We start from the raw sequence: 20,994 nt of genomic DNA on the forward strand, positions 1-20,994 counted from the left end.
ACCTCGGGTGGGAGTGCTGAGGCTCTCGGCCGGTCGAATCGGGCAAGTCGAGCAGTCGATTGTTCAGCGCCGATTACGCCCGGCTTTCGGCCCGGTAACCAGCGACGCGCCGTGGGCGCGCGGAATCACCCGGTGGCGGGCCGCAGGCGCACATGCGCCCCCGAACCCGCGAGCGGTCGCGGTCCGGGACCGGTCAGGAGGCTCCGGCCGACAGGAACTCCCTTACCGTGGCGGTGAATTCCTCCGGACGAGCGGCGTGCACCAGGTGGCCCACCGGGATCGTGACGACCCGGCAGACCGGGATCCGGCGCGCCAGTTCGGCGATCCCCTGCTGCGGGACGTGGCTCTCCGGGCCGCCCGCCACCACCAGGGTCGGCGCGGTGATCCGGGCGAGCCGGTCCAGCCACGCCGGGTCCGGCCGGTCGATCTGCGCCCTGACCGCAGGGACCACCGCCCAGTCGAAGGCGAGCGGGCCCTCGGGCCGGACCGGGGTGGAGGGCTCGCGCGGCAGCGGCGCGGGGACGTCCTCCAGCAGCAGCCTCCGCACCGCGGACGGCCGTTCGGCGGCGGTCAGGTACGCCACCACCCCGCCCGTCGAGTGCCCGACCAGGTCCACCGGCCCCGAGCCGAGCAGGTCCAGCAGGCCCAGCACGTCCTCGCGCATCTGCTCCAGCCCGTACCCGCCCGGGCGGTCGCTGTCGCCGTGGCCGCGCAGGTCGAACGCGTACACCCGCCGGCCGTCCGCCAGACCCGGGGCGATGTCCGCCCAGTCCGCGGAGGTCTCGCCGAGCGCGTGCAGCAGCACCACCGGCGGCGCGCCGGTCTCCTCACCCCACACCCGGTACGCCAGCCGCACCCCGCCGACCACCGCACTCCGCGGCTCGCCCCCGCGCATCGCCTCACCCATGCCCCGGACGCTACCCGCATCCCCGCCCGCCCCCACCGGGGTTCGCCGGGGGCGTACCCACCGGTTCCGCCGAGCCGACCCGGGCGATGCCCCCAGGCCGTCCGCCCCGCGGCTCGGAGGACCTCCCGTACGGTGGACACCACGGCACGGGAGGGCGGGAGTTGCGCATGCCGACGGAAGCGGGACGGCGGGACACGGCCCCGGTCCCACGGCTGACCGCGCACGCCGAGGTCTCCGCCGCGCTGGCCCTGCTCGGGTGTGTCGGCCTGCCCTTGGCCCGGCGCCGCGACCGGACCGCCACCGCGGACGAGCCGTTCACCGGCTGAGCGGCCGGGCTCAGCGGCGGTTGCGCGGGTGCTGCTTGGCGGTGCGCTCGTTGCCCCGCTTGTAGTTGCCCGTCCAGCGCGCCATGACCAGTTGCGGGTCGCCCGACTCGACCTCGTCGAGGAACTCCTCGGCCCGGGGCCCGCGCAGGGTGGCCGCGACCTTGCCGTGGTGCCGGACCTCCACCGTGCCGTCGGGGCGCTGCTGGTGGGTGAAGCCGGACGGTGTGGGCAAGACGGGTCCTCTCGACGGTGGCCGGCGTGGTCGCGCGGCGGCGGTCGAGGATCGCACGGACCTCCGGGGCGGACAACCGGGTTTCCCGGCGGCCCGGCGTTCGGCCGGGATTGGGCGGTGCTTCGTTCCCGGTTCACCGGCCGGTCCGGCGGTGAACCCTAGGGTTCGCGGGTAGGACCGGACCGACCTGGGAGGGAACATGACACACCGTTCGACGGAAGAGGGCGCCTCGCGCCGTTCGTTCCTGCGTGCCACCGGCGCCGCGGGCCTGGGCGTCGCCACACTCGGAGGCGGCGCGGGCAGCGCGGCGGCAGCCGAGGGCGGACCAGCCGGGAGCGGACCGGCCGACGGCGGGCCCGCCGCGCAGGGGCAGTCGGAGCAGCCGGTCGCCGGCACCCGCTCCCCCGTCCGCACCGGCACCGGCCTGGACCGGCTGCCGCACCCGCTGGTGGTCGGCCACCGCGGCGCCAGCGGCTACCGCCCCGAGCACACCCTCGGCTCGTACGAGCTGGCGCTGGACCTCGGCGCGGACGTGATCGAGCAGGACCTGGTGCCCACCAAGGACGGCCACCTGGTCGTCCGGCACGAGAACAACATCGCGGAGACCACCGACGTCGCCGCGCACCCCGAGTTCGCCGGCCGGCGGACCACCCGGACGATCGACGGCCAGCCGCAGACCGGCTGGTTCACCGAGGACTTCACCCTCGCCGAACTGCGCACCCTGCGCGCCAAGGAGCGCCTGCCGGAGCAGCGCCAGCGCAACACCCTCTACGACGGCCGCTGGCCGGTGCCGACCTTCCGCGAGGTGACCGAGTTCGCCGCGCGCCGCGCCCGGACCACCGGCCGCGAGGTCTGGCTGTACGTCGAGACCAAGCACCCCAGCTACTTCCGGTCGATCGGCCTGCCGCTGGAGGAGCGACTGGCGGACGAGCTGCGCCGCGCCGGACTGGCCGGCCGCCGCGGGCGCGCGATCCTCCAGTCGTTCGAGCCCGGCAGCCTCCAGCGCCTCGCCGCCCTGGTCGACAACCCCCGCGTCCAGCTGCTGAGCGGGCCCACCACCCGGCCGTACGACTTCGAACTGGCCGGCGACCCGCGGACGGTGGCCGACCTGGTGACGCCGAACGGGCTGCGCTGGCTCGCCTCCTTCGCCCACGGCATCGGCCCGACCACCCAGCTGATCGCCCCCACCGACCCGGCCACCGGCCGCCTGCTGCCGCCCACCACCCTGGTCGCCGACGCGCACACGGCCGGCCTGGTGCTGCATCCGTGGACGGTCCGCAACGAGAACGGCTTCCTGCCCGCCGACTTCCGCCACGGTACGGACCCGGCGGCGTACGGCGACTCCATCGGGTGGGCCCGCCGGCTCTTCGAGCTGGGCGTGGACGGGGTGTTCACCGACAACGCGGACAGCTCCCGGCTCGCCCGCGCGGACTTCTGGGCCTCCCGCGGCGTGGGCTGAGGAACCGTCCGGGGTGCGTGGCCCTGTTCTCCCGCGCACCCCGCCCTGGACAGGAATATGCCGATCGGTCTACTGTTTCCCGCATGGGAGCGAAGGGTGAGGAGACCCGGGCGCGGCTGGTGCAGGCGACCCGGGTGCTGATCGAGGCCCAGGGGTACTACGGCACCGGGCTCAATCAGGTGCTGGCGGAGAGCGGCGCCCCGCGCGGGTCGCTGTACTTCCACTTCCCCGAGGGCAAGGACCAGCTGGTCGGCCAGGCTCTGACCGAGGCCGGACGGGACGTCGAGCTGCTGATCGGCCGGATGTGCGGCGGGGAGCTCTCCGCCGCCGAGGTGGTCGCCGGCCTTCTGGAGCTCTTCGGCGACCGGATGGAGGAGTCCGGCTGGGCCAAGGGCTGCCCGATCGCCACCGTCGCCCTGGAGGTCGCGGCGGGGAACGAGCCGCTGCGGCGCATCTGCGAGGACGCCTACGGCGCCTGGCAGCGGGAGCTGGCGGCACTGCTGGTGCGGGACGGCCGCGACCGGCCGGGCGCCGAGGCGGCGGCCGGCGCCGCCCTCGCCCTGGTCGAGGGAGCCCTCCTGCTCGCCCGCGTCCAGCACAGCCGCCTCCCTCTCCTCCACGCCGGCCACGCAGCCCGACAGTTGCTCTGACGCGGGGGCGCCCCCGTCATGGGTCGACCAGGGTGCAGGCCTCACCCTTCCGATTCGCGCAGTTCTCCCCCCGCCAGTTGGCGGCTGGGAGGTGCCCCCACGCGCCCCTGAATTACCCGAGTGCCCCAGCACCTACGGGTCCAGAAATTATGCAGATCGGTCCACTTATCCAGGAGGCGTCATGACCCCACCCACCACCCTCGTCCTCGGCGCCACCGGCTTCATCGGTCGCTGGCTGACCCTCGACCTGCTGCGCCGCGGCGAGCCGGTGGCCGCCGCGGTCCGCGGCCCGGCGCGCGGCGGGGAACTGCGCGCGTGGCTGGCCGACCACGGCCTGGCGGAGGACTCCGGCCTCACCCTCGTACGGGCCGACGTCACCCGCCCCGACCTCGGGCTCTCCCCGGAGGACGAGGCCCGCCTGGGCGCCGTGCGCGACGTCTACAACCTGGCCGCCCTGTACCGGTTCGGCCTCACCCGCGAGGAGGCCCGCCGGGCGAACGTGGACGGCGCGCTGCACCCGCTGCGCTGGGCCGCCGCCCGGCCCGGGCTCCGCCGGCTGGTGCACCTCTCCGGCTACCGCGTCGGCCGCGGCGGCACACCGATGGACGCCACCGGCACCGACCGCCTGTACCGGGAACTCGGCGCGTACGAGGCGTCCAAGCAGGAGGGTGACGCCGCGGTCCGGGCCCTGGCGCCGGAGCTGGGGGTGCCGTTGACGGTGGTGAACCCGGGGGTGGTGATCGGGCATTCGGTGACCGGCGAGGCCGGGCAGTACATCGGGCTGGCACTGCTGGTGGAGCAGCTGTGGACGGGCCGGCTGCCGGCGCTGGCGGGCAGCCGGCGGACGGTGGTGCCGGTGGTGGCGGTGGACCACCTGGCCGCGTTCCTGGCCGCCGTGCCCCGCCACGACGACGACCCGGTGTCCGTTCACACGGTGCTCGACCCGGCGACGCCGCCGCTGCCGGAGCTGATCGGCCGCGTCGCCGCCCGTCTGGGCGTGCGGGCACCGCGGCTGGTGCTGCCGGTACGGCTCGTCCGCCGGCTGCCGCGGGCGCTGACCGGGGTGGAGCCGGAGTCGCTGTCCTTCCTCGTCGAGGACCGGTACGACACCGCCTCGGCGGAGCGGCTGGCCCGGCGGGCGGGGATCGGCCATCCGCCGGTCGGCGACCTGCTGGAGCGCTGGGCGGTCCGTCTGGTTGCCGACGGCTTCGGCCGCGCGGGCGGCGCCGCGCCCGTCCCCGCGCCCACCACCGCACCCGCCACCGCGCCTACCGATCGGTAGGTTCTGTTTCGGCCGAGTTCATCTGATGCTCGACACGCGTCTTGAAGCGCGTGGGGAACCGCGAGTTGACTACACAACACCTCGTCGGCTTGACGAGTTCTCGACACGAATCCCGCGGAGCATCGATGCCCCAGCCCCTCATCCGCCGCACCTCGCGTCCGGCCGCCGCGGCCCTCACCGCGGCGGTCCTGGCCGTCACCCCGCTGGCCCTGGCCCCCGCCGCGCAGGCCGCCACCGGCGAGACCGCCGCCACCGTCCAGACCGAGGGTGCGCCGGTCACCGTGGCGCCCCTGAACGTGCTCACCTACAACGTCTTCCTGATGAGCAAGAACCTGTACCCGAACTGGGGTCAGGACCACCGCGCCCAGGCGATCGCCGACGCGGACTTCTTCCAGGGCCACGACGTGGTGGTCCTCCAGGAGGCGTTCGACAACGCCGCCTCCGACGCGCTGGTCGCCCGGGCGTCGGACGAGTACCCGTACCACACGCCCGTGGTCGGCCGGTCGACCAGCGGCTGGGACGCCACCAGCGGCAGCTACAGCTCCACCACCCCGGAGGACGGCGGCGTCACCCTGCTCAGCAAGTGGCCGATCCTGCGCAAGGAGCAGTACGTCTTCAAGGACGCCTGCGGCGCCGACTGGTGGTCCAACAAGGGCTTCGTCTACGCGGTGCTGGACGTCAACGGGGTGCGCACCCACGTGGTCGGCACCCACCTGCAGTCCACCGACTCGGGCTGCTCCAGCGGCCAGCCGGCCACCGTCCGGGCCGCCCAGCTGACCGCCATGAAGACCTTCCTGGACGGCAAGAGAATCCCGGCCTCGGAGCCGGTCCTGGTCGCCGGCGACCTCAACGTGGACTTCCACGGCTCCGAGTACCCGTCGATGCTGGCCGACGGCAACCTGGCGCCCGCGAGCTCCCGCACCGGCTGGACGAACTCCTTCGACACCACCGACAACTCCATCGCCGCCTACCGCTACCCGGGCGAGCCGAACGAGGACCTGGACTACGTGCTCTACCGGGCCGACCACGCCCGCCCGCAGAGCTACGGCAACGACGTGCACCGCTTCCACAGCACGCCGTGGACGGTGAGCAGCTGGGGCAAGAGCTACACCTACAACGACCTCTCCGACCACTACCCGGTGATCGCGGGCTGACGCCGCCCGCCTCCGCCGCGCGGGCGGCCGCGACCCCGGGGCACCGGCCCCCGGATGAGCGCGGTCGCCCGCGTCCGGCGTGCCCGCCCCCGGCGGGCGGCGCAGGGTGGTCCTATGGCTCCTGTGCCCGAGACCGCCGGAGGTGCTGCGGAATGATCGGCCATCCCGCGTACCCGGTGGACCCGTGGTGCCTGGTCGAGACGCGTGTGGACCCGGCCGTGCTGGCTTCGGCCGAGTCGCTGTTCGCGCTCTCCAACGGCCATGTCGGCTGGCGCGGCAACCTGGACGAGGGCGAGCCGCACGGTCTGCCGGGCAGCTATCTCAACGGCGTGTTCGAGGCGTACCCGCTGGCGCCGGCGGCGCCCGGCTGCGGCGTGCCGGAGGCGGACCAGCGGATGGTCGGCGTCACCGACGGCAAGATCGTCCGGCTGCTGGTCGACGACCAGCCCTTCGACCTGCGGTACGGCCGGCTGCACGGCCACCGGCGCAGCCTGGACCCGCGCACCGGGGTGCTGCAGCGCGAGGTGGAGTGGACGGCGCCCTCGGGCCGGACGGTCCGGGTGCGGTCCTGGCGGCTGGTCTCGCTGACCCAGCGGGCGATCGGTGCGGTGGCGTACGAGGTGGAGCCGGTGGACGGCGAGGCCAGGATCACTGTGCAGTCCGAGCTGCTGGCCAACCAGCCGGCCCCCGAGCCGCGGAACGACCCGCAGAACGACCCGCCGGCGGAGCCGGTGCTGGTCGCCGAGGAGCACGCCGCGGAGGGCACCCGGCTGCGGCTGGTGCACCGCACCGCGCGCAGCGGGCTGCGGGTGGCGGTGGCGGCCGAGCACCGGGTGAGCGGCCCGGACGGCACCGCCACCGCCGTCGAGGCCGAGCCGGACCTGGCGCGGCTCACGGTGACCGCCCCGGTGGGCGCCGGGCAGGTGCTGCGGCTGGAGAAGCTGGTGGCGCACGGCTGGTCGGCGGCCCGGTCGAGGCCCGCGGTGCGGGCGCAGGTGGACGCGGCGCTGGCCGCGGCGGCGGCCTCCGGCTGGCCGGGGCTGCTGGAGGAGCAGCGGGCGTACCTGGAGGAGTTCTGGGCGCGTGCGGACGTGGAGGTGGACGGGGACGCGGAGATCCAGCAGGCCGTCCGGGTCGGGCTGTTCCACGTGCTGCAGGCCGGTGCCCGGGGCGAGGAGCGGGCGGTCCCGGCGCGCGGGCTGACCGGTCCGGGCGACCGGGGCCACTGCTCGTACGCCAGCGAGCTGTACGTGCTGCACGTGCTGACGTACACCGCGCCGGCGGCGGTGGCGCAGGCGCTGCGCTGGCGGCACCACACGCTGCCGGCGGCGCTGCGGCGGGCGGCGGGGCTGGGGCTGGCGGGCGCGGCGCTGCCCTCGCGGACGATCGACGGTGCGGAGTGCGCGGGCTCCTGGCCGGGCGGGCCGGCCGCGCTGCACGTGAACGCGGACGTGGCGGAGGCGGTGGTGCGGTACACGGCCGCCACCGACGACCTGCTGTTCGACCGGGAGATCGGCCTGGAGCTGCTGGTGCACACGGCCCGGCTGTGGCTGTCGCTGGGCCACCACGACCCGGCGGGCGTGTTCCACCTGGACGGGGTCACCGGCCCGGACGAGTACGCCGCGGTGGCGGACGACAACCTGTTCACCAACCTCATGGCGCAGCAGAACCTGCGGGCCGCGGCCGACGCGGCGGAGCGCAACGCGGACCGGGCGGTGGCCCTGGGGGTGGACGATGAGGAGACCGCGGCCTGGCGGGACGCGGCGCTGCACCTGGCGCTGCCGTACGACGACCTGCTCGGGGTGCACCAGCAGGCGGACCGGTTCACCGGGCACCAGGTGTGGGACTTCGAGGCGACCCCGGCGGACCGGTACCCGCTGGCGGAGCACTACCCGCCGCTGCAGTTGCACCGCCGGCAGGTGGTGCAACAGGCGGACCTGGTGCTGGCGCTGTACCTGCGCGGGGAGGCGTTCGCGGCGGCGCAGAAGGCCCGGGACTTCGCGTACTACGAGGCGCTGACGGTCCGGGACTCGCCGCTGTCGGCGTGCGGCCAGGCGGTGCTGGCGGCGGAGACCGGGCACACCGCGCTGGCCTACGACTACCTGGCCGAGTGCCTGCTGGTGGATCCGGCCTCGCCCGACCTGGCCGAGGGGCTGCCAACGGCCGTGCCGGCGGGCGGGTGGATCGCCGTGGTGGCGGGCCTGGGCGGGATGCGCCACCACGGGGACACCCTCTCCTTCGCGCCGCGGCTGCCGGATCGGCTGGGCCGGCTGGCGTTCACGCTGTGCTTCCAGCGGCGGGTGCTGCGGGTGGAGGTGGTGGCGGGTTCGGCGGAGTACACCCTGCTGGAGGGCCCCGACCTCGACCTGTGGCACCACGGGGAGCCGTTCACCGCCTCCCGCCAGGCACCGGAGCGGCTGGCGATCCCGCCGGCCGCCGAGCCGCTGCCCGTCGTCCAGCCGTACGGCCGCCGGCCGGTCAGGCGCCGGTGGAGCGCCGACCGGGAAACCGTCCACGAGGAGTGACCCATGCCCATCGCCACCGTCAACCCGGCCACCGGCCGGACCGTGGAAACCTTCGAGCCGTTCGACGACGACGCGGTGGAGCTGCGGCTCTCCCGTGCCGCGGCGGCCTTCGCGCACTGGCGGACCACCGGCTTCGAGGAGCGGTCCGCGCTGCTGCGCCGGGCGGCCGACCTGCTGGACGAACGGCAGGAGGAGACCGCGCGGACGATGACGCTGGAGATGGGCAAGCCGATCGGCGCGGCCCGGGCGGAGGCGGCCAAGTGCGCCAAGGCGATGCGCTGGTACGCGGACCGGGCGCCCGGGCTGCTGGCCGACGAGCACCCGGACGCGGCGGACGTGGCCGACTCCGGCGGCTCGGAGGTGTACGTGCGCTACCGGCCGCTGGGGGTGGTGCTGGCGGTGATGCCGTGGAACTTCCCGTACTGGCAGGTGATCAGGTTCGCGGCGCCGGCGCTGATGGCGGGCAACGTGGGGCTGCTCAAGCACGCCTCCAACGTGCCGCGGACCGCGCTGGCGCTGGAGCGGCTGTTCGTGGACGCCGGCTACCCGGAGGGCTGCTTCCAGACGCTGCTGGTGAACGCCGCGGGGGTGGAGCGGGTGGTCCGCGACGAGCGGGTCGCGGCGGTGACCCTGACCGGCAGTGAGGGCGCCGGACGCTCGGTGGCCGCGGCGGCCGGCGACGAGGTGAAGAAGTCGGTGCTGGAACTCGGCGGCAGCGACCCGTTCCTGGTGCTGCCGTCGGCCGACCTGCCGGCCGCGGTGGAACGGGCGGTGGTGGCCCGGGTGCAGAACAACGGGCAGTCCTGCATCGCGGCGAAGCGGTTCATCGTGCACGCCGAGGTGTACGACGCGTTCACGGCCGCCTTCGCGGAGCGGATGGGTGCCCTGGTGGTCGGCGACCCGATGGACGAGGCCACCGACGTCGGTCCGCTGGCGAGCCGTCAGGGCTGTTCGGACATCGAGGAGTTGGTGCGGGACGCGGTGGGGCTGGGCGCGCGGGTGGAGTGCGGCGGCGACCGGCCCGAGGGGCTGGACGGGGGCTGGTACTACCGGCCGACCGTGCTGACCGGGGTGACGCCGGCGATGCGGATCCACCGCGAGGAGGCGTTCGGGCCGGTGGCCACCGTGTACCGCGTGGAGAGCCTCCAGGAGGCGATCGACCTGGCCAACGACTCGCCGTTCGGGCTGAGTTCCAACGTGTGGACGACGGATCCGGCGGAGCGGGAGCAGTGCGTGCGGGACCTGCAGGCGGGCGGGGTGTTCTTCAACGGGATGACCGCCTCGCACCCGGCGTTCCCGTTCGGCGGGGTGAAGCGCTCGGGGTACGGGCGGGAGCTGTCGGGGCACGGGATCCGGGAGTTCTGCAACATCACCACGGTGTGGGTGGGCGCCTGAGGCAGGTTGGAGCAAGCGGGTCACTCCTCGGCGGGCGCGGGGACCCGCGCGGATCGGAAGGTGCGGCAGCGGGCCTTCCGATTCGCGCAGGTCCCCGTGCCCGGGAGGGTGACCTGAGGACGGAGGACGACCGGATCAGGCCATCCGGGCCCGCTGTGCCGCCTGGCGACGGCCGACGAACTGGCCGACCAGGGCGACGAAGGTGATGCCCCAGACCACCGCGAACACGATCTGGATCCACAGCTGGCTGACCTGCACCCCGACCGCCGTCAGCCCGAGCGACAGCGCCAGCAGGAACACCAGTGAGGTGTTGTGCCGGGCCGTGATCCAGGCCCACAGCCGGCGGACCGGGCTGGGCCGCTTCGGCGTCCCCGCGGACTGCTCCATCCCACTCACCTCCACGACGCACGGCACCCCCGGGTTCGAGTATGCGCCCGGGAGGCCGACCGGGCAGCGCCTGAGGTGGTCTGGCGCGCGCTGGCCGGATCGGTAGCATCATTCAGGACACCGGGGGGTGGGTTTCCATGTCGGTGCGTTCCGGCTTGCGCGGCCTGGCTCGGTTGACGTCCGGGCTTCCTGAGGGAGTGGAGCTGTACCAGCTGCGGCCGGACGGCCGGGTGCTGATCGGACGCCGCGACGGTGTCCGGGAGCTCGGTGACGGCGGGCCGGGTGACGGTGCGTTGCTCCGGTTCATCGACGACGGCCAGGTGGCGCACTACCTGGTCGGCGACGCGGCCACCTCGCCCCAAAACCCGTCCAACGCCACGTACAAGCTGGGGCTGGTCGCCCCGCACAGCGCGTTCACCCCGCACGCGCACGGCGGGGAGCACGTGGTGCTCAGCCTGGGGCACGCGGTGTGCGGGCTGTGGGACGCGGACGCCCGCCGGGTGGTCCGGGTGCCGCTGGCCCCGGGGCTGATGGTCCGGATCCCGGAGCTGATGCCGCACTCCTTCGGCAACCGCGGCCCGCGCCGGCTCCCCATCCTCGCCGCCAACACCGGGTACGGGCTCGACCACCCCGACTACGCGGTCACCGCGGCCGAGGCCGAACGCCGCGGGGACACCGAACTCGCCACCGCACTCAGGGAAGTGGAGCACAGCCGGACCGCCGACGCGGTCACCGTCCGCGAACGGCTGGCCGCCCGGCTTCGCCGTCTCGCCCATGCGCTGGAGGTCCCACGATGATCTGCCCGCACTGCCAGGCCAGCCTGTTGCGCCGTGAGCGCACCGACCGCACCTGCGCCAAGTGCCGGCGGAGATTCGCGCTGGACCCGAAGCAGGGCGGGTCCGGCTTCAGCGATCTGAGGCTGCGGGAGCTGGTCCGCCGGCTGACCGAGGACGGGCGGCTCGCGGTGACCGTGGAGCAGCTGTGCTACGCCCGCGAGCGCCGCCGGCCGGGCGCGCAGGGACCGCGGCCCGCCCGCGGCCGGGGCCGGCTGGTCGGCTCCGCCCTGGCGGTGCCGGTCGCCGCCGTCCTGGGCGTCCTGGCCGGCACCCGCGGCGGGCCGGCGGCCCTGGTGTCCGGGGTCGCGGCGGCAGCCGTGCTGCTGCTGTCCGTCCTGCTGCTGCGCCGGGGGCCGGCCGGGCCGGCGGCACGCCCGGTCCGCTCGGACTGGACCGCCGAGTCCTTCCGCCGATCGGTGCTGGCGCCGTGGCGGGAGGTGTACGGGGAGTTGCCGGCGGGCGTGGTCGAGCGGGAGGCGGTGGTCCCGGGCCCGGTCCCGGCCGAGCCGGTCGCCGCGCTGCTCTGCCCGGATCCGGCGATCGGCGCCTTCCTGCACGCCAACGCCTTCCCGCAGCGGCACGGCGTGGTGCTGGCGGCGGAGCTGAGATCGGTACCACCCGGCCTGCCGCTGGTGGTGCTGCACGACGCGTCACCGAGCGGCTGCCTGCTGGTGGAGCAGGCCCGGGCCGCGCTGCCCGGCCGCCGGATCGTGGACGCCGGCCTGCCGCCGCGCGCCCTGCTGGAGCAGCCCCGGGCGCCGCGGCTGCGGGAGCCGGGCCAGGCCCGGTCGGAGCTGGCCCGGCTGCGGGCCGGCGGGCGGTTGAGCGCGGCCGAGCTGGACTGGCTGGACCAGGGCTGGTGGAGCCCGCTGGCCGCGGCCCGGCCGGCCACCGTGCTCGCCGCCGCCGGCCGGGCGGTGTCCCGGGCGTCGGCCGAGGACCCGGCCCGCACCAAGCGCCGGGCGCTCACGGTGGGCTTCCTCACCTGGCCGGGCGAGGGGGCCACATGACGATCCGTGGACTGCTGGACCGTGCCCTGCTCGCGGCCGCCCGGCGGGCCGGCGAGCCCGAGGGCCTGCGCTTCACCGAACGGCAGCTGTACTACGAGCTGTGCCGGGTGCTGCAGCCGCTGCACCGGGGGCCGCGCCGCCTCCCGTACACCCTGGCGCCGCCGGTCCGGTACCGGGACTTCCGCGCCGCGCTCGCCGGACGGCCCGAGATCGGGGTGCTGCCGCCGCCCGCCTCCCGGCCGGCCGCCGCCCTGCCGCCGGCGGAGAGCGACCTGTACGACTACGCCTTCCCCCGGCTGCTGGTCTGCCAGGACCGGTCGATCGCCGCGATGATCCGCGCCAACGGGATCCACCTGGAGGCGGCCTGCCCGGTGTTCGCCGCCGCCGACCTGCCGCTGGACGCCCGGCTGACCGAGGCGCTCGACCGGGCCGGCGGCGCCGTGGTCCACGTGCTGCACGACGCCAGCCCGGCCGGACTGGCCTGCTACCGCCGGATCCGCGACCGCTACTCCCCGCTGCTGCGGGTGCGCCCGATGGGCCTGGCCCCGCGGGACGCGGCGGCCCTGCACCTGACCGCCGGACGGTCCCCGACGCCCTACCGCGGGCCGCTGCCGCCGGGGATGCGGGCGGGCGAGCGGGCCTGGCTGGCCGCGGGGCGGTTCAGCGAGGTCGCCGCCGTACCCCCGGCCCGGCTGCTGCGGACGGTCATCCGCGGCGTCCGGGGGGAGGGCGTCCCGGCCCGCCTCCCGGTCCGGCACCGGCTGCGCGGCCTGCGCGGCTCCGGCTTCCTCACCTGGCCGTCCCCATGACCCCCACCCGCGAGGACTCGGACGATGACCCAGCCACGGGAACTCACCTACGCCGACGAGCTGCTCGCCGACGGCACGGTGCACCGCCGCTACGCCGACGGGCGCAGCGAGTGGCGGCGCCGGCGGCCCGACGGGCGGGTCGAGTGGCAGGACGACCGCAACGACTCCGGCACCGACGAGCGGCTCGGTGAGGACCTGGTCAAGCGGACCCACGCGGACGGCCGGGTGGAGTACGGGCGGGACATCGGCTACGGCCGGACGGTCTGGGGCCGCGGCGAGCTGGTCCTGGTCAACCGCAGCGCCTTCGGCGGGCGGCTGGGGGTGGTGCTGGGCGTCCTCGGCCAGGCGGCCGCGGGGGTGCCCGCCGCGCAGCTCCCGCCGCAGGCGCTGACCCCCGACGAGGAGGAGGAGCTGCGCCGGCGGGCGCGGGAGCGGCAGCCGGCCGGCTCCCCGGGCGGCGGGGGCGAGGGGGAGGGCGGTACGGACCCGGTGGCCTCCGACTGGGAGGACGGCGACGACTGGCACGAGGACGACTTCGGCTGAGAGGGGTTCGACCATGGCACGCTGCTGTGCCTGCGCGGGTGGCGACGGCGGGCGGGCACGGGCCCAGCTCGCGCTGGTCACCGGTGCGAAGACGGACGGCCCGGCCGCGCTGATCCCCGGTGAGCCGGGGCACGCCGAGGGGCCGTTCACGGTCGCCGGGCGCAGCGCCGTCGGCGAGGTCACCCTGCACAACCGCGGCGAGCTGCTGGCGGCCCTGGCGGCCGCCGGCGACCCGGTGCCGGCGGACCGCCCCGACGGGGAGCTGCTGCTGCGCTGCTGGCTGCGGCTGGGCGCCGAGGGCGTCCGGGCCGCGGAGGGCATGTTCGTGCTGGTGGTGGTGGACGGCGCGGACCTGGTGCTGATCCGCGACCACGTCGGTGCGCGGACGGTGTTCTACGCCCGGGCGGCGGGCTGCTGGGCGGCGGCCACCTCGCTGCGGGTGCTGCGCCACTGGCCGGCGCTGGCCACCGGGCTGGACACCGCCGCGGTGCGCTCCTTCCTGACCTTCGCCTACCTGCCGGGCGAGGAGACGCTGCTGCGCGGGGTGCGGGAGGCGCTGCCCGGCCGGATCCTGCGGCTGCGCGGGGACGGCTCGGTGCGGGAGGAGCGGTTCTGGGAGCCCGCCGAGGCGCTGTGGGCGGAGCCGCTGCCGGCCGGCGAGTACGCGCTGGGGCTGCGCGGGCTGCTGGAGGACGCGGTGCGGCGCCGGCTGCCGGCCACCGGCGAGGCGGCGGTGCTGCTGTCCGGGGGCGTGGACAGCTCGCTGGTGACCGCGCTGGCGGCCAAGCTGCACACCCGGTCGGTCCGCACCTACTCGGTGAGCTTCGGCGAGGAACTGCCCAACGAGCTGGGGTACTCCGGCCTGGTCGCGGCGCACTGCCGGACCTCGCACCGGGTGCTGACCGTGTCCGGCGCGCAGGTCGCCGCCCGGCTGGCGGACACCGTTGCGCTGCTGGACGGGCCGGTCGGGGATCCGCTGACCGTACCGAACCTGCTGCTGGCGGAGGCGGTGGCCGCCGACGGGCCGCGGGTGGTGCTCAACGGCGAGGGCGGCGACCCGGTGTTCGGCGGCCCGAAGAACCTGCCGATGCTGGTGTCCGAGCTGCACCGGGACGACCCGGCGCCCCTCGCCCGGGCGGAGGCGTACCTGCGCTCGTACCGCAAGTGCTACGAGGACCTGCCGCGGCTGCTGACCGCCCAGGTGCTGCGGGAGCTGGCCGACGCGCCGCCGCCGACCCGGTTCGTGGCCCCGTACCTGCGGCCCGGGCCGATGCGGACGCTGCTCAACCAGCTGCTGCACTGCAACCTGCGGACCAAGGGCGCGCACCACATCCTCACCAAGGTGGAGCGGCTGACCGCCGCCCGCGGGCTCCAGGGACGCTCACCGCTGTTCGACCGGCGGGTGGTGGACCACGCCTTCGCCACCCCGCCGCGCTGGAAGCTCAACGGCACGGCCGAGAAGTGGGTGCTGAAGGAGGCGGTACGGGACCTGCTGCCGGCCACCGTGATCGACCGGCCCAAGAGCGGGATGCGGGTGCCGGTGCAGCGCTGGCTGAGCGGCCCGCTGCGGGAGCTGTCCGGGGACCTTCTGCTCGGGCCGCGGGCCCGGCAGCGGGGGCTGTTCCGGGAGGACACCGTCCGCACCTGGATGCGCGGGGACGGCCTGCTGCTGCCCCGGCAGGGCGGCAAGCTGTGGCTGCTGCTCACCCTGGAGCTGTGGCTGCGGGCGTACGACCTGTGAGCGGCGACGTGTGTGGCGACGTGCGTGGGGAGGGGCACCCGATGGAGCTGATCGATCCGCGGACCGGCCGGGTGCGCGGCACCCTCGACCCGGCGCGCGCCGAAGGGGTGGCCACCGCCGTCCGGACGGCCCGGACCGCCCTGCCGGCCTGGCGCGGCCTCACCCCGCGCGAGCGGGAACGCCGCCTGCTGGCCCTGGCCGGCCTGCTGGAGGCGCACGCCGGCGAATACCGGGAACGGGAGCGGGCCGGCACCGGCAAGCCCGCTGCCGAGGCGGAGGCCGAGGTGCGGGAGGCCGCCGACCAGTTCCGCTTCCACGCCGGGGCCGCGCGGGCGCAGACGGCCCCCGCCGCCGGCGGCTACCTGGCCGGACACCGCAGCTGGGTGGGCTGGGAGCCGGTGGGCGTGGTCGGCGCGATCGTGCCCTGGAACTACCCGCTGCTGATGGCCGCCTGGCGCTGCGCCCCGGCCCTGGCCGCCGGGAACACGGTGGTCCTCAAACCGGCCGGGACCACCCCGGACTCGGCGCTGCTGCTCGCCGAGCACGCCGACCGGGCACTCGGCGCGGGCGTCCTGACCGCGCTGGCCGGCGACCGGGAGACCGGGCGGCTGCTGGTGTCCGCGGAGGCGGACATGATCGCCTTCACCGGCAGCACCACCGCCGGCGCGGAGATCGCCGCCCGGGCCGGCGGGCGCCGGGTCAGCCTGGAACTGGGCGGCAACAGCCCGGTCCTGGTGCTCCCCGACGCCCCCGACCGGACCTTCGCCGACCTGGCCGCCGCCTGCACCTACAACGCCGGCCAGAGCTGCGCCGCCCCCGCCCGGGTGATCGCCCTCGCCGCCGACCACGACCGGGTGGTGGCGGCGCTCACCGCCGCGATGGCCGCCCGCCGCGCCGGCCGCGACTTCGGCCCGCTCAACAACGCCGACCAGGCGGCCCGTCACGACCGGATCCTGGCCGCCTCCGCCGCCCGGTACGCGGTGGCGGCGCCGGGCCGCGGCGACGGGCTGTGGCGGCCGGCCCGGGTGCTGGCCGACCTGCCCGAGGACGATCCGGCGGTGGTGGAGGAGGTGTTCGGCCCCGTGCTGACCGTCCAGCGGGCCGACGGGCCCGACCACGCGGTGGCGCTGGCCAACGCGGTGCCGCAGGCGCTGGCCGCGAGCGTCTGGACCGCCGATCTCTCCGCCGGCCTGGACCTGGCGGCCCGGATCGACGCCGGCGAGGTCTGGCTCAACTGCCACCTCGCGCAGTCCGCCGAGCTGCCCCACGGCGGCCGCGGCGCCTCCGGCCACGGCACGGACCTGAGCCTGCTCGCGCTGCAGGAGTACCAGCGGCCGAAGACGGTCACCGCGCGGCTGTGACCTGGGCGGCCGACCTGAGAGTGAGCGGTCCGCCCAAGTGAGCGGTCCGCGGCGCCCGTCCGCTCACTGGGCCCGCCCCGCGGGTACGCGTCCCGCATGGAGATCCGCCCCATGCTCGCCACCGCCACCACCCGCCGTTCCTTCGACCCGCGCTGGGTGCTGGAGCGCAAGCTGGACGGCATCCGCGCGGTGGCCGAGCGGTCCGGCCCGCGGGTACGGCTGTGGTCGCGGACCGGCAAGCGTCTGGAGGACGGCTACCCGGAGCTGGTGGCGGCCCTGGCCGCGCAGCCCGTCCCGGAGTTCACCGTGGACGGCGAGATCGTGGCGCTGGACGGGCGCGGGGTGCCCAGCTTTGCCCTGCTGCAGCAGCGGATGGGGCTGCACGATCCCCGGCGGGCGGTGGCAACCGGGGTGACGGTGACGTACTTCCTGTTCGACGTGGTGGCGCTGATGGGCCATGACACCACCGGCCTGCCGCTCACCGACCGCAAGGAGCTGCTGCGGGAGGCGGTGACCTTCGGCGACCCGCTGCGGTACACCGACCACGAGACCGCCGACGGTCCGGTGCCGCTGGCGGAGGTGTGCGCGGCGGGCTGGGAGGGGCTGATCGCCAAGCGGGCGGACAGCCGGTACGTGCCGCGCCGCTCCTCGGACTGGCTGAAGCTCAAGTGCGAGGCCGGCCAGGAGCTGGTGGTCGGCGGCTTCACCGAGCCCTCCGGCAGCCGGGTGGGCTTCGGCGCGCTGCTGGTCGGCTACCGGGAGGCCGGCCGGCTGCGGTACGCGGGCAAGGTGGGCACCGGCTTCGACACCCGGACGCTGCTGGCCCTGCGGGAGGTGCTGGACGCGCTGGAGCGGCCCGACAGCCCGTTCGACGAGCCGGTGCCGGAGCGGCGGCCGCACTGGGTGGAGCCCCGGCTGGTGGCCCAGGTGGGCTTCACCGAGTGGACCCGGGACGGCCGGCTGCGGGCGCCGCGGTTCCTGGGACTGCGCCAGGACCGGCCGGCCGGGGAGGTGGTGCGGGAGTACCCGTCCGAGTGACCGTGCGGGCAGAGTCCGGGGCGGTGTCCCGGGTCACCGTCCGGGTCGGTGTCCGGGGTGCCGTCCGGGTCGGTGTCCGGGGTGCCGTCCGGGGCGCCGTCGCACACCCGTCCGATGGCGCCCGGGGTGCAGGGCCGGCGCCCTCGGCCTAGGTTTCGGCACGGGGGCGGTCCAAGGAGAGGTGAAGCAGCGTCATGGCTGGAAAGTTCGAGCTGTACGTCGACGAGTCGGGCAACCACCGCTTCCGCCTGAAGGCGGCCAACGGGGCGGTCGTGGTGACCGGCGACCCCGAGGAGTCGCGGGAGCAGTGCCTGCGGAGCATCGAGTCCATCCGCAAGCTGGCGCCCTACGCGCCGCTGCAGGAGAGCGCCGCAGGTCAGGGCTAGAGCGCGGCAGGTCAGGGCTGAGATCCCGGCCCCGGGCCGGTCACCCGTCGATCGGGTGACCGGCCCGGTGGTGTGTCACGGTCCGGTCATTCCCTAGGCTGTGGGGCACCATTCCGACGTTCTAGGGGAGTTCACGCCATGGGGGATTACTTCCGGGTCGAGGTGAACGAGCTGGATCGGCTGCTCAAGCAGCTGAAGCAGAGCCAGGAGGACATGCGGGACGCACTCACGGCGATGCGCGACACCGGCCCGAAGACCACGGGGAGCAAGGCCCTGGACCGAGCCTGCGATGATTTCGACGACAGCTGGCAGGACGCCATCACCAAGATCGCACAGGGGACCGAGGCGATCGAGGGCAAGCTGGAGGAGACCCGCAAGGGCTATATGGAGACCGAAGAGGCCGTGCGCGACGCGATGACCAAGGGGGCGGCCGCGTGAGCAGCAAGAACGACTACCCCACGCTCGGCTTCGACCCGGCCCCGGGTGACCCGGGCAACGTCGACGGCCTGGTGCAGAAGCTCAACAAGGCGGCCGGCGCGATGGAGAGCGCCCACCGCACCCTGACCGCCATCGGCCAGGGCGGCAGCGCCTGGGAGGGCGACGCGGCCAAGGGCTTCTCCAGCAAGATCGGCGAGCTGCCGAAGAACATGGCCGACAGCGTCGACGCCATGAAGGCCGCCTCCGGTCAGCTCAGCAGCTGGAGCCAGACCCTGGTCTCGTACCAGAACACCGCCAAGCGGTACGAGGCCGAGGCCGCCGACGCCAAGCGCCGGAAGGACGCCGCCGAGGACCACGTCGGACGGGCCGCCAACCACTACAACAGCGCCTCCGAGAACCCGGCGTTCAGCCTGCTCGGCCAGCGGTTCAACGACGACGCGTCACTGGCCAGCGCCCAGCAGCGGATCAACGCGGCGCAGGCCGAGCTGAACGCCGCCGGGAACGAGCTGGACATCGCCAAGCGCGAGCTCTCCTCGATCGAGGACGAGCTGGAGGCGATCGTCAAGCAGGCCAAGGAGCTGCTGGAGCACCACCAGGACGACGCCGACAAGACCGCCAAGGCCCTACGCAAGGCCAACCAGAACGCGCCGCACATCAGCGTCTGGGAGAAGATCGGCAACGGCTTCAAGAGCATCGGCAGCAAGATCAAGGCCTGGGCGACCAAGCACGCCGACCTGCTGAAGAAGATCGGCGACATCGCCGGCGGCGTCTCGGCGGTGCTGGGCATCGCGGCGCTGGCCACCATGTGGTGCCCGCCGCTGGCCGCCGCTCTCGGCGCGGCCTCGGCCGGTGCCTCGGCGGTCGCGCTCGGCGCCCACGGACTGGCCAAGCTCGGCGGCGCCAACGTCAGTTGGACGACCATCGCGCTGGACGGTGTCGGCGCCTTCCCATTCATCGGAACCGCCGCCAAGGCCGGCAAGGGCGTCGCCATGGGCGCCAAGGCCCTGGCCACCGAGCGCTCGGTCGCCGCCGCCGGATCACATCTCCGCGGGGCAGGGAAGGAGATCGCCGAGAAGTTCATGGAGGGCGGTTTCGCGCATAAGTACGCGATCGAGCCGCTCCTCACCAAGACTCCGCTCAAGAAGCTGCCCGGCATCGCGAACGAGTTCAGCATCGCGACGCGCGAAGCGGTGGGCTGGGCCGCCCCGGCCACCTCCTGGTGGTCGCGCGGCACCCAGATCGGCATGAAGGCTGGCGGGCTCGTCATGAACGCGCCCAACCTCTACCACCAGGTGACAGGATCGTGACGATGGAACAGACCGACACCGCCGAGGCAGTGCCGGACGACGGGCTGGACATCCGCTGGGAGATCCCGGTCCAGTTCCACTCCCTCGGGGTCGAACTCCCGGAGGACCAGCGCGAGGCGCACCTCGCCGAGGTCTCCGCGGAGATCTGGTCGGGCGGCACCGAGTTCCAGCGGACCACCGTGGCCGGCTGGTACGGCGAGATCGCCGCCTCCGCCGCCGAGGACGGCGCGATCTACTCGGGCCTCTACCTGGGCGGTACCGAGGACGACCGGATCACCATCGCCACCCTGGTCATCCAGGCCGACCAGGCCGACACCGAGGACGCGGAGACCGCTGCTGCGGCGATGCAGGACATGCTGTCCCTCGACCCGGCAAACGAGGTCTTCCGCACGGAGGCCCCGGTCGGCCCGGTCGTCGTGGTCATCTCCGGCGTCATCGCGGAGTTCCCCGACCAGGGTGAGGGACCCGCGAAGCTGGAGCTGGCCCAGGTCACGGCGTACATCCCGGTGGCCGGGGCGGGCACCTTGGTGACGATGCAGCTCAGCACGCCCTCGTTGCCCGATTTCCCGGAGTACGTCGGCATCCTGGCGGGCATCGTCGAGACGGTGGTGTACGACCGGCCCGGGGCACCCACAGCGGCCATCCCGGACCAGCAGACCGTCGCGAGAATCACGGAGGCGTTCGGATGAGCATCTCGTACACCCCCGCGCCGCCCGGAGTGAAAACGGGCCCCCTGCGCAAGCGGTGGGCCGTCAGTCTGTGGCTGCAGTTCACGCTGCAGTGGATCTGGCTGCTGCCGCACGCCTTCTACAAGATGGAGGACGGCGGCTTTTTCGACCAGGGCACGGCCGAGAAGGGCATGTCCGCCATCGTGCTGACGCCCAGCCGGTACCGGCTGGAACGCCGCGGGACCCAGCAGGAGTGGGAGGCCTGGGCGGACCGGGCGATCGCCCGGGGCATCGAGAGGGGCCTGAAGCTCGCCGAGAAGCATCGGGACTGGAACGAGAGCGGCAAGTACCGCTACAAGTACAAGGACACCGCTCCCACGACCTACATCAAGCGGCGCTACTACCGCGGCATCGGCGTCGACGGTGTCGCCGCCCTCGCGGCGCGGCGCGGCTGGGACGTGGACTGGAGCAGGACCCAGTACGACTCCGCGGTCCACCTGGTCCTGCGGCAGCCCCAGGGCTCCTGACACTCGCTGTGGA

22 protein-coding genes are annotated in these 20,994 nt (G+C 74.8%); 19 read left to right on the top strand and 3 right to left on the bottom strand.

Features of this window, described 5'->3' with window-relative positions; genetic code table 11:
- Positions 1 to 193: 193 nt before the first annotated feature.
- Complete coding sequence (locus tag ABWK59_RS06645; RefSeq protein WP_354638672.1) at positions 194 to 907, bottom strand: alpha/beta fold hydrolase; 714 nt, start codon at positions 905 to 907, stop codon at positions 194 to 196.
- A 167-nt stretch (positions 908 to 1,074) separates the two neighbouring features.
- Here ABWK59_RS06645 and ABWK59_RS06650 point away from each other — a divergent pair, with 167 nt between their 5' ends.
- Positions 1,075 to 1,233, top strand: coding sequence for a hypothetical protein (locus ABWK59_RS06650; protein WP_354638673.1), 159 nt, complete (start codon positions 1,075 to 1,077; stop codon positions 1,231 to 1,233).
- A gap of 10 nt (positions 1,234 to 1,243) precedes the next feature.
- Here the strand turns inward: ABWK59_RS06650 and ABWK59_RS06655 are convergent, their stop codons facing one another.
- Entirely contained in the window at positions 1,244 to 1,465 is a 222-nt protein-coding gene (locus ABWK59_RS06655; RefSeq protein ID WP_354638675.1) for a hypothetical protein, read from the bottom strand.
- A 199-nt stretch (positions 1,466 to 1,664) separates the two neighbouring features.
- Here ABWK59_RS06655 and ABWK59_RS06660 point away from each other — a divergent pair, with 199 nt between their 5' ends.
- From ABWK59_RS06660 to ABWK59_RS06685, 6 genes are all read left to right on the top strand, one after another.
- Positions 1,665 to 2,924, top strand: coding sequence for a glycerophosphodiester phosphodiesterase (locus ABWK59_RS06660; protein ID WP_354638677.1), 1,260 nt, complete (start codon positions 1,665 to 1,667; stop codon positions 2,922 to 2,924).
- Positions 2,925 to 3,007: 83 nt separating this feature from the next.
- Positions 3,008 to 3,574, top strand: a complete 567-nt coding sequence (locus ABWK59_RS06665) for a TetR/AcrR family transcriptional regulator (RefSeq protein WP_354638678.1) — start codon at positions 3,008 to 3,010, stop codon at positions 3,572 to 3,574.
- A gap of 181 nt (positions 3,575 to 3,755) precedes the next feature.
- Complete coding sequence (locus tag ABWK59_RS06670; RefSeq protein WP_354638680.1) at positions 3,756 to 4,856, top strand: SDR family oxidoreductase; 1,101 nt, start codon at positions 3,756 to 3,758, stop codon at positions 4,854 to 4,856.
- A 125-nt stretch (positions 4,857 to 4,981) separates the two neighbouring features.
- Complete coding sequence (gene sph / locus ABWK59_RS06675; protein WP_354638682.1) at positions 4,982 to 6,010, top strand: sphingomyelin phosphodiesterase; 1,029 nt, start codon at positions 4,982 to 4,984, stop codon at positions 6,008 to 6,010.
- Between the two features lie 152 nt (positions 6,011 to 6,162).
- Positions 6,163 to 8,535: a glycoside hydrolase family 65 protein gene (locus ABWK59_RS06680; protein WP_354638684.1), complete on the top strand. Its 2,373-nt coding sequence runs from the start codon at positions 6,163 to 6,165 to the stop codon at positions 8,533 to 8,535.
- Positions 8,536 to 8,538: 3 nt separating this feature from the next.
- The gene (locus ABWK59_RS06685; RefSeq protein WP_354638685.1) at positions 8,539 to 9,930 is read left to right on the top strand and encodes an NADP-dependent succinic semialdehyde dehydrogenase; all 1,392 of its coding nucleotides are present in this window, start codon (positions 8,539 to 8,541) and stop codon (positions 9,928 to 9,930) included.
- 135 nt (positions 9,931 to 10,065) lie between these two features.
- Here the strand turns inward: ABWK59_RS06685 and ABWK59_RS06690 are convergent, their stop codons facing one another.
- On the bottom strand, positions 10,066 to 10,317 hold the full coding sequence (locus ABWK59_RS06690; protein ID WP_354638687.1) for a hypothetical protein: 252 nt from the start codon (positions 10,315 to 10,317) through the stop codon (positions 10,066 to 10,068).
- Positions 10,318 to 10,514: 197 nt separating this feature from the next.
- On the opposite strand from ABWK59_RS06690, the gene ABWK59_RS06695 reads away from it, so the two are divergent.
- From ABWK59_RS06695 to ABWK59_RS06750, 12 genes are all read left to right on the top strand, one after another.
- Positions 10,515 to 11,114 carry a cupin domain-containing protein gene (locus ABWK59_RS06695; protein ID WP_354638689.1) on the top strand — a complete coding sequence of 200 codons (600 nt, stop codon included), beginning with the start codon at positions 10,515 to 10,517 and terminating at the stop codon, positions 11,112 to 11,114.
- Entirely contained in the window at positions 11,111 to 12,163 is a 1,053-nt protein-coding gene (locus tag ABWK59_RS06700) for a hypothetical protein (RefSeq protein WP_354638691.1), read from the top strand. The genes ABWK59_RS06695 and ABWK59_RS06700 overlap by 4 nt, the downstream gene beginning before the upstream one ends.
- Positions 12,160 to 12,972: a hypothetical protein gene (locus ABWK59_RS06705; RefSeq protein ID WP_354638693.1), complete on the top strand. Its 813-nt coding sequence runs from the start codon at positions 12,160 to 12,162 to the stop codon at positions 12,970 to 12,972. The genes ABWK59_RS06700 and ABWK59_RS06705 overlap by 4 nt, the downstream gene beginning before the upstream one ends.
- A gap of 24 nt (positions 12,973 to 12,996) precedes the next feature.
- Positions 12,997 to 13,515 carry a hypothetical protein gene (locus ABWK59_RS06710; RefSeq protein ID WP_354638695.1) on the top strand — a complete coding sequence of 173 codons (519 nt, stop codon included), beginning with the start codon at positions 12,997 to 12,999 and terminating at the stop codon, positions 13,513 to 13,515.
- A 13-nt stretch (positions 13,516 to 13,528) separates the two neighbouring features.
- Positions 13,529 to 15,256 carry an asparagine synthase gene (locus ABWK59_RS06715; protein WP_354638697.1) on the top strand — a complete coding sequence of 576 codons (1,728 nt, stop codon included), beginning with the start codon at positions 13,529 to 13,531 and terminating at the stop codon, positions 15,254 to 15,256.
- Positions 15,257 to 15,297: 41 nt separating this feature from the next.
- Positions 15,298 to 16,617: an aldehyde dehydrogenase family protein gene (locus ABWK59_RS06720; protein ID WP_354638699.1), complete on the top strand. Its 1,320-nt coding sequence runs from the start codon at positions 15,298 to 15,300 to the stop codon at positions 16,615 to 16,617.
- Positions 16,618 to 16,713: 96 nt separating this feature from the next.
- A complete protein-coding gene (ligD, locus tag ABWK59_RS06725; protein WP_354638701.1) occupies positions 16,714 to 17,655 on the top strand; it encodes a non-homologous end-joining DNA ligase in 942 nt (313 codons plus the stop codon).
- Between the two features lie 194 nt (positions 17,656 to 17,849).
- Entirely contained in the window at positions 17,850 to 18,041 is a 192-nt protein-coding gene (locus ABWK59_RS06730; protein WP_354638703.1) for a YegP family protein, read from the top strand.
- Between the two features lie 138 nt (positions 18,042 to 18,179).
- Positions 18,180 to 18,479, top strand: coding sequence for a hypothetical protein (locus tag ABWK59_RS06735; RefSeq protein WP_354638705.1), 300 nt, complete (start codon positions 18,180 to 18,182; stop codon positions 18,477 to 18,479).
- Entirely contained in the window at positions 18,476 to 19,786 is a 1,311-nt protein-coding gene (locus ABWK59_RS06740; RefSeq protein WP_354638707.1) for a putative T7SS-secreted protein, read from the top strand. The genes ABWK59_RS06735 and ABWK59_RS06740 overlap by 4 nt, the downstream gene beginning before the upstream one ends.
- A gap of 2 nt (positions 19,787 to 19,788) precedes the next feature.
- Complete coding sequence (locus ABWK59_RS06745; RefSeq protein ID WP_354638708.1) at positions 19,789 to 20,475, top strand: hypothetical protein; 687 nt, start codon at positions 19,789 to 19,791, stop codon at positions 20,473 to 20,475.
- The gene (locus ABWK59_RS06750) at positions 20,472 to 20,981 is read left to right on the top strand and encodes a hypothetical protein (RefSeq protein WP_354638710.1); all 510 of its coding nucleotides are present in this window, start codon (positions 20,472 to 20,474) and stop codon (positions 20,979 to 20,981) included. Before ABWK59_RS06745 ends, ABWK59_RS06750 begins: the two co-directional genes overlap by 4 nt.
- Positions 20,982 to 20,994: the final 13 nt, after the last annotated feature.

Source organism: Kitasatospora sp. HUAS MG31, assembly GCF_040571325.1.
Taxonomy (GTDB): Bacteria; Actinomycetota; Actinomycetes; order Streptomycetales; family Streptomycetaceae; genus Kitasatospora; species Kitasatospora camelliae.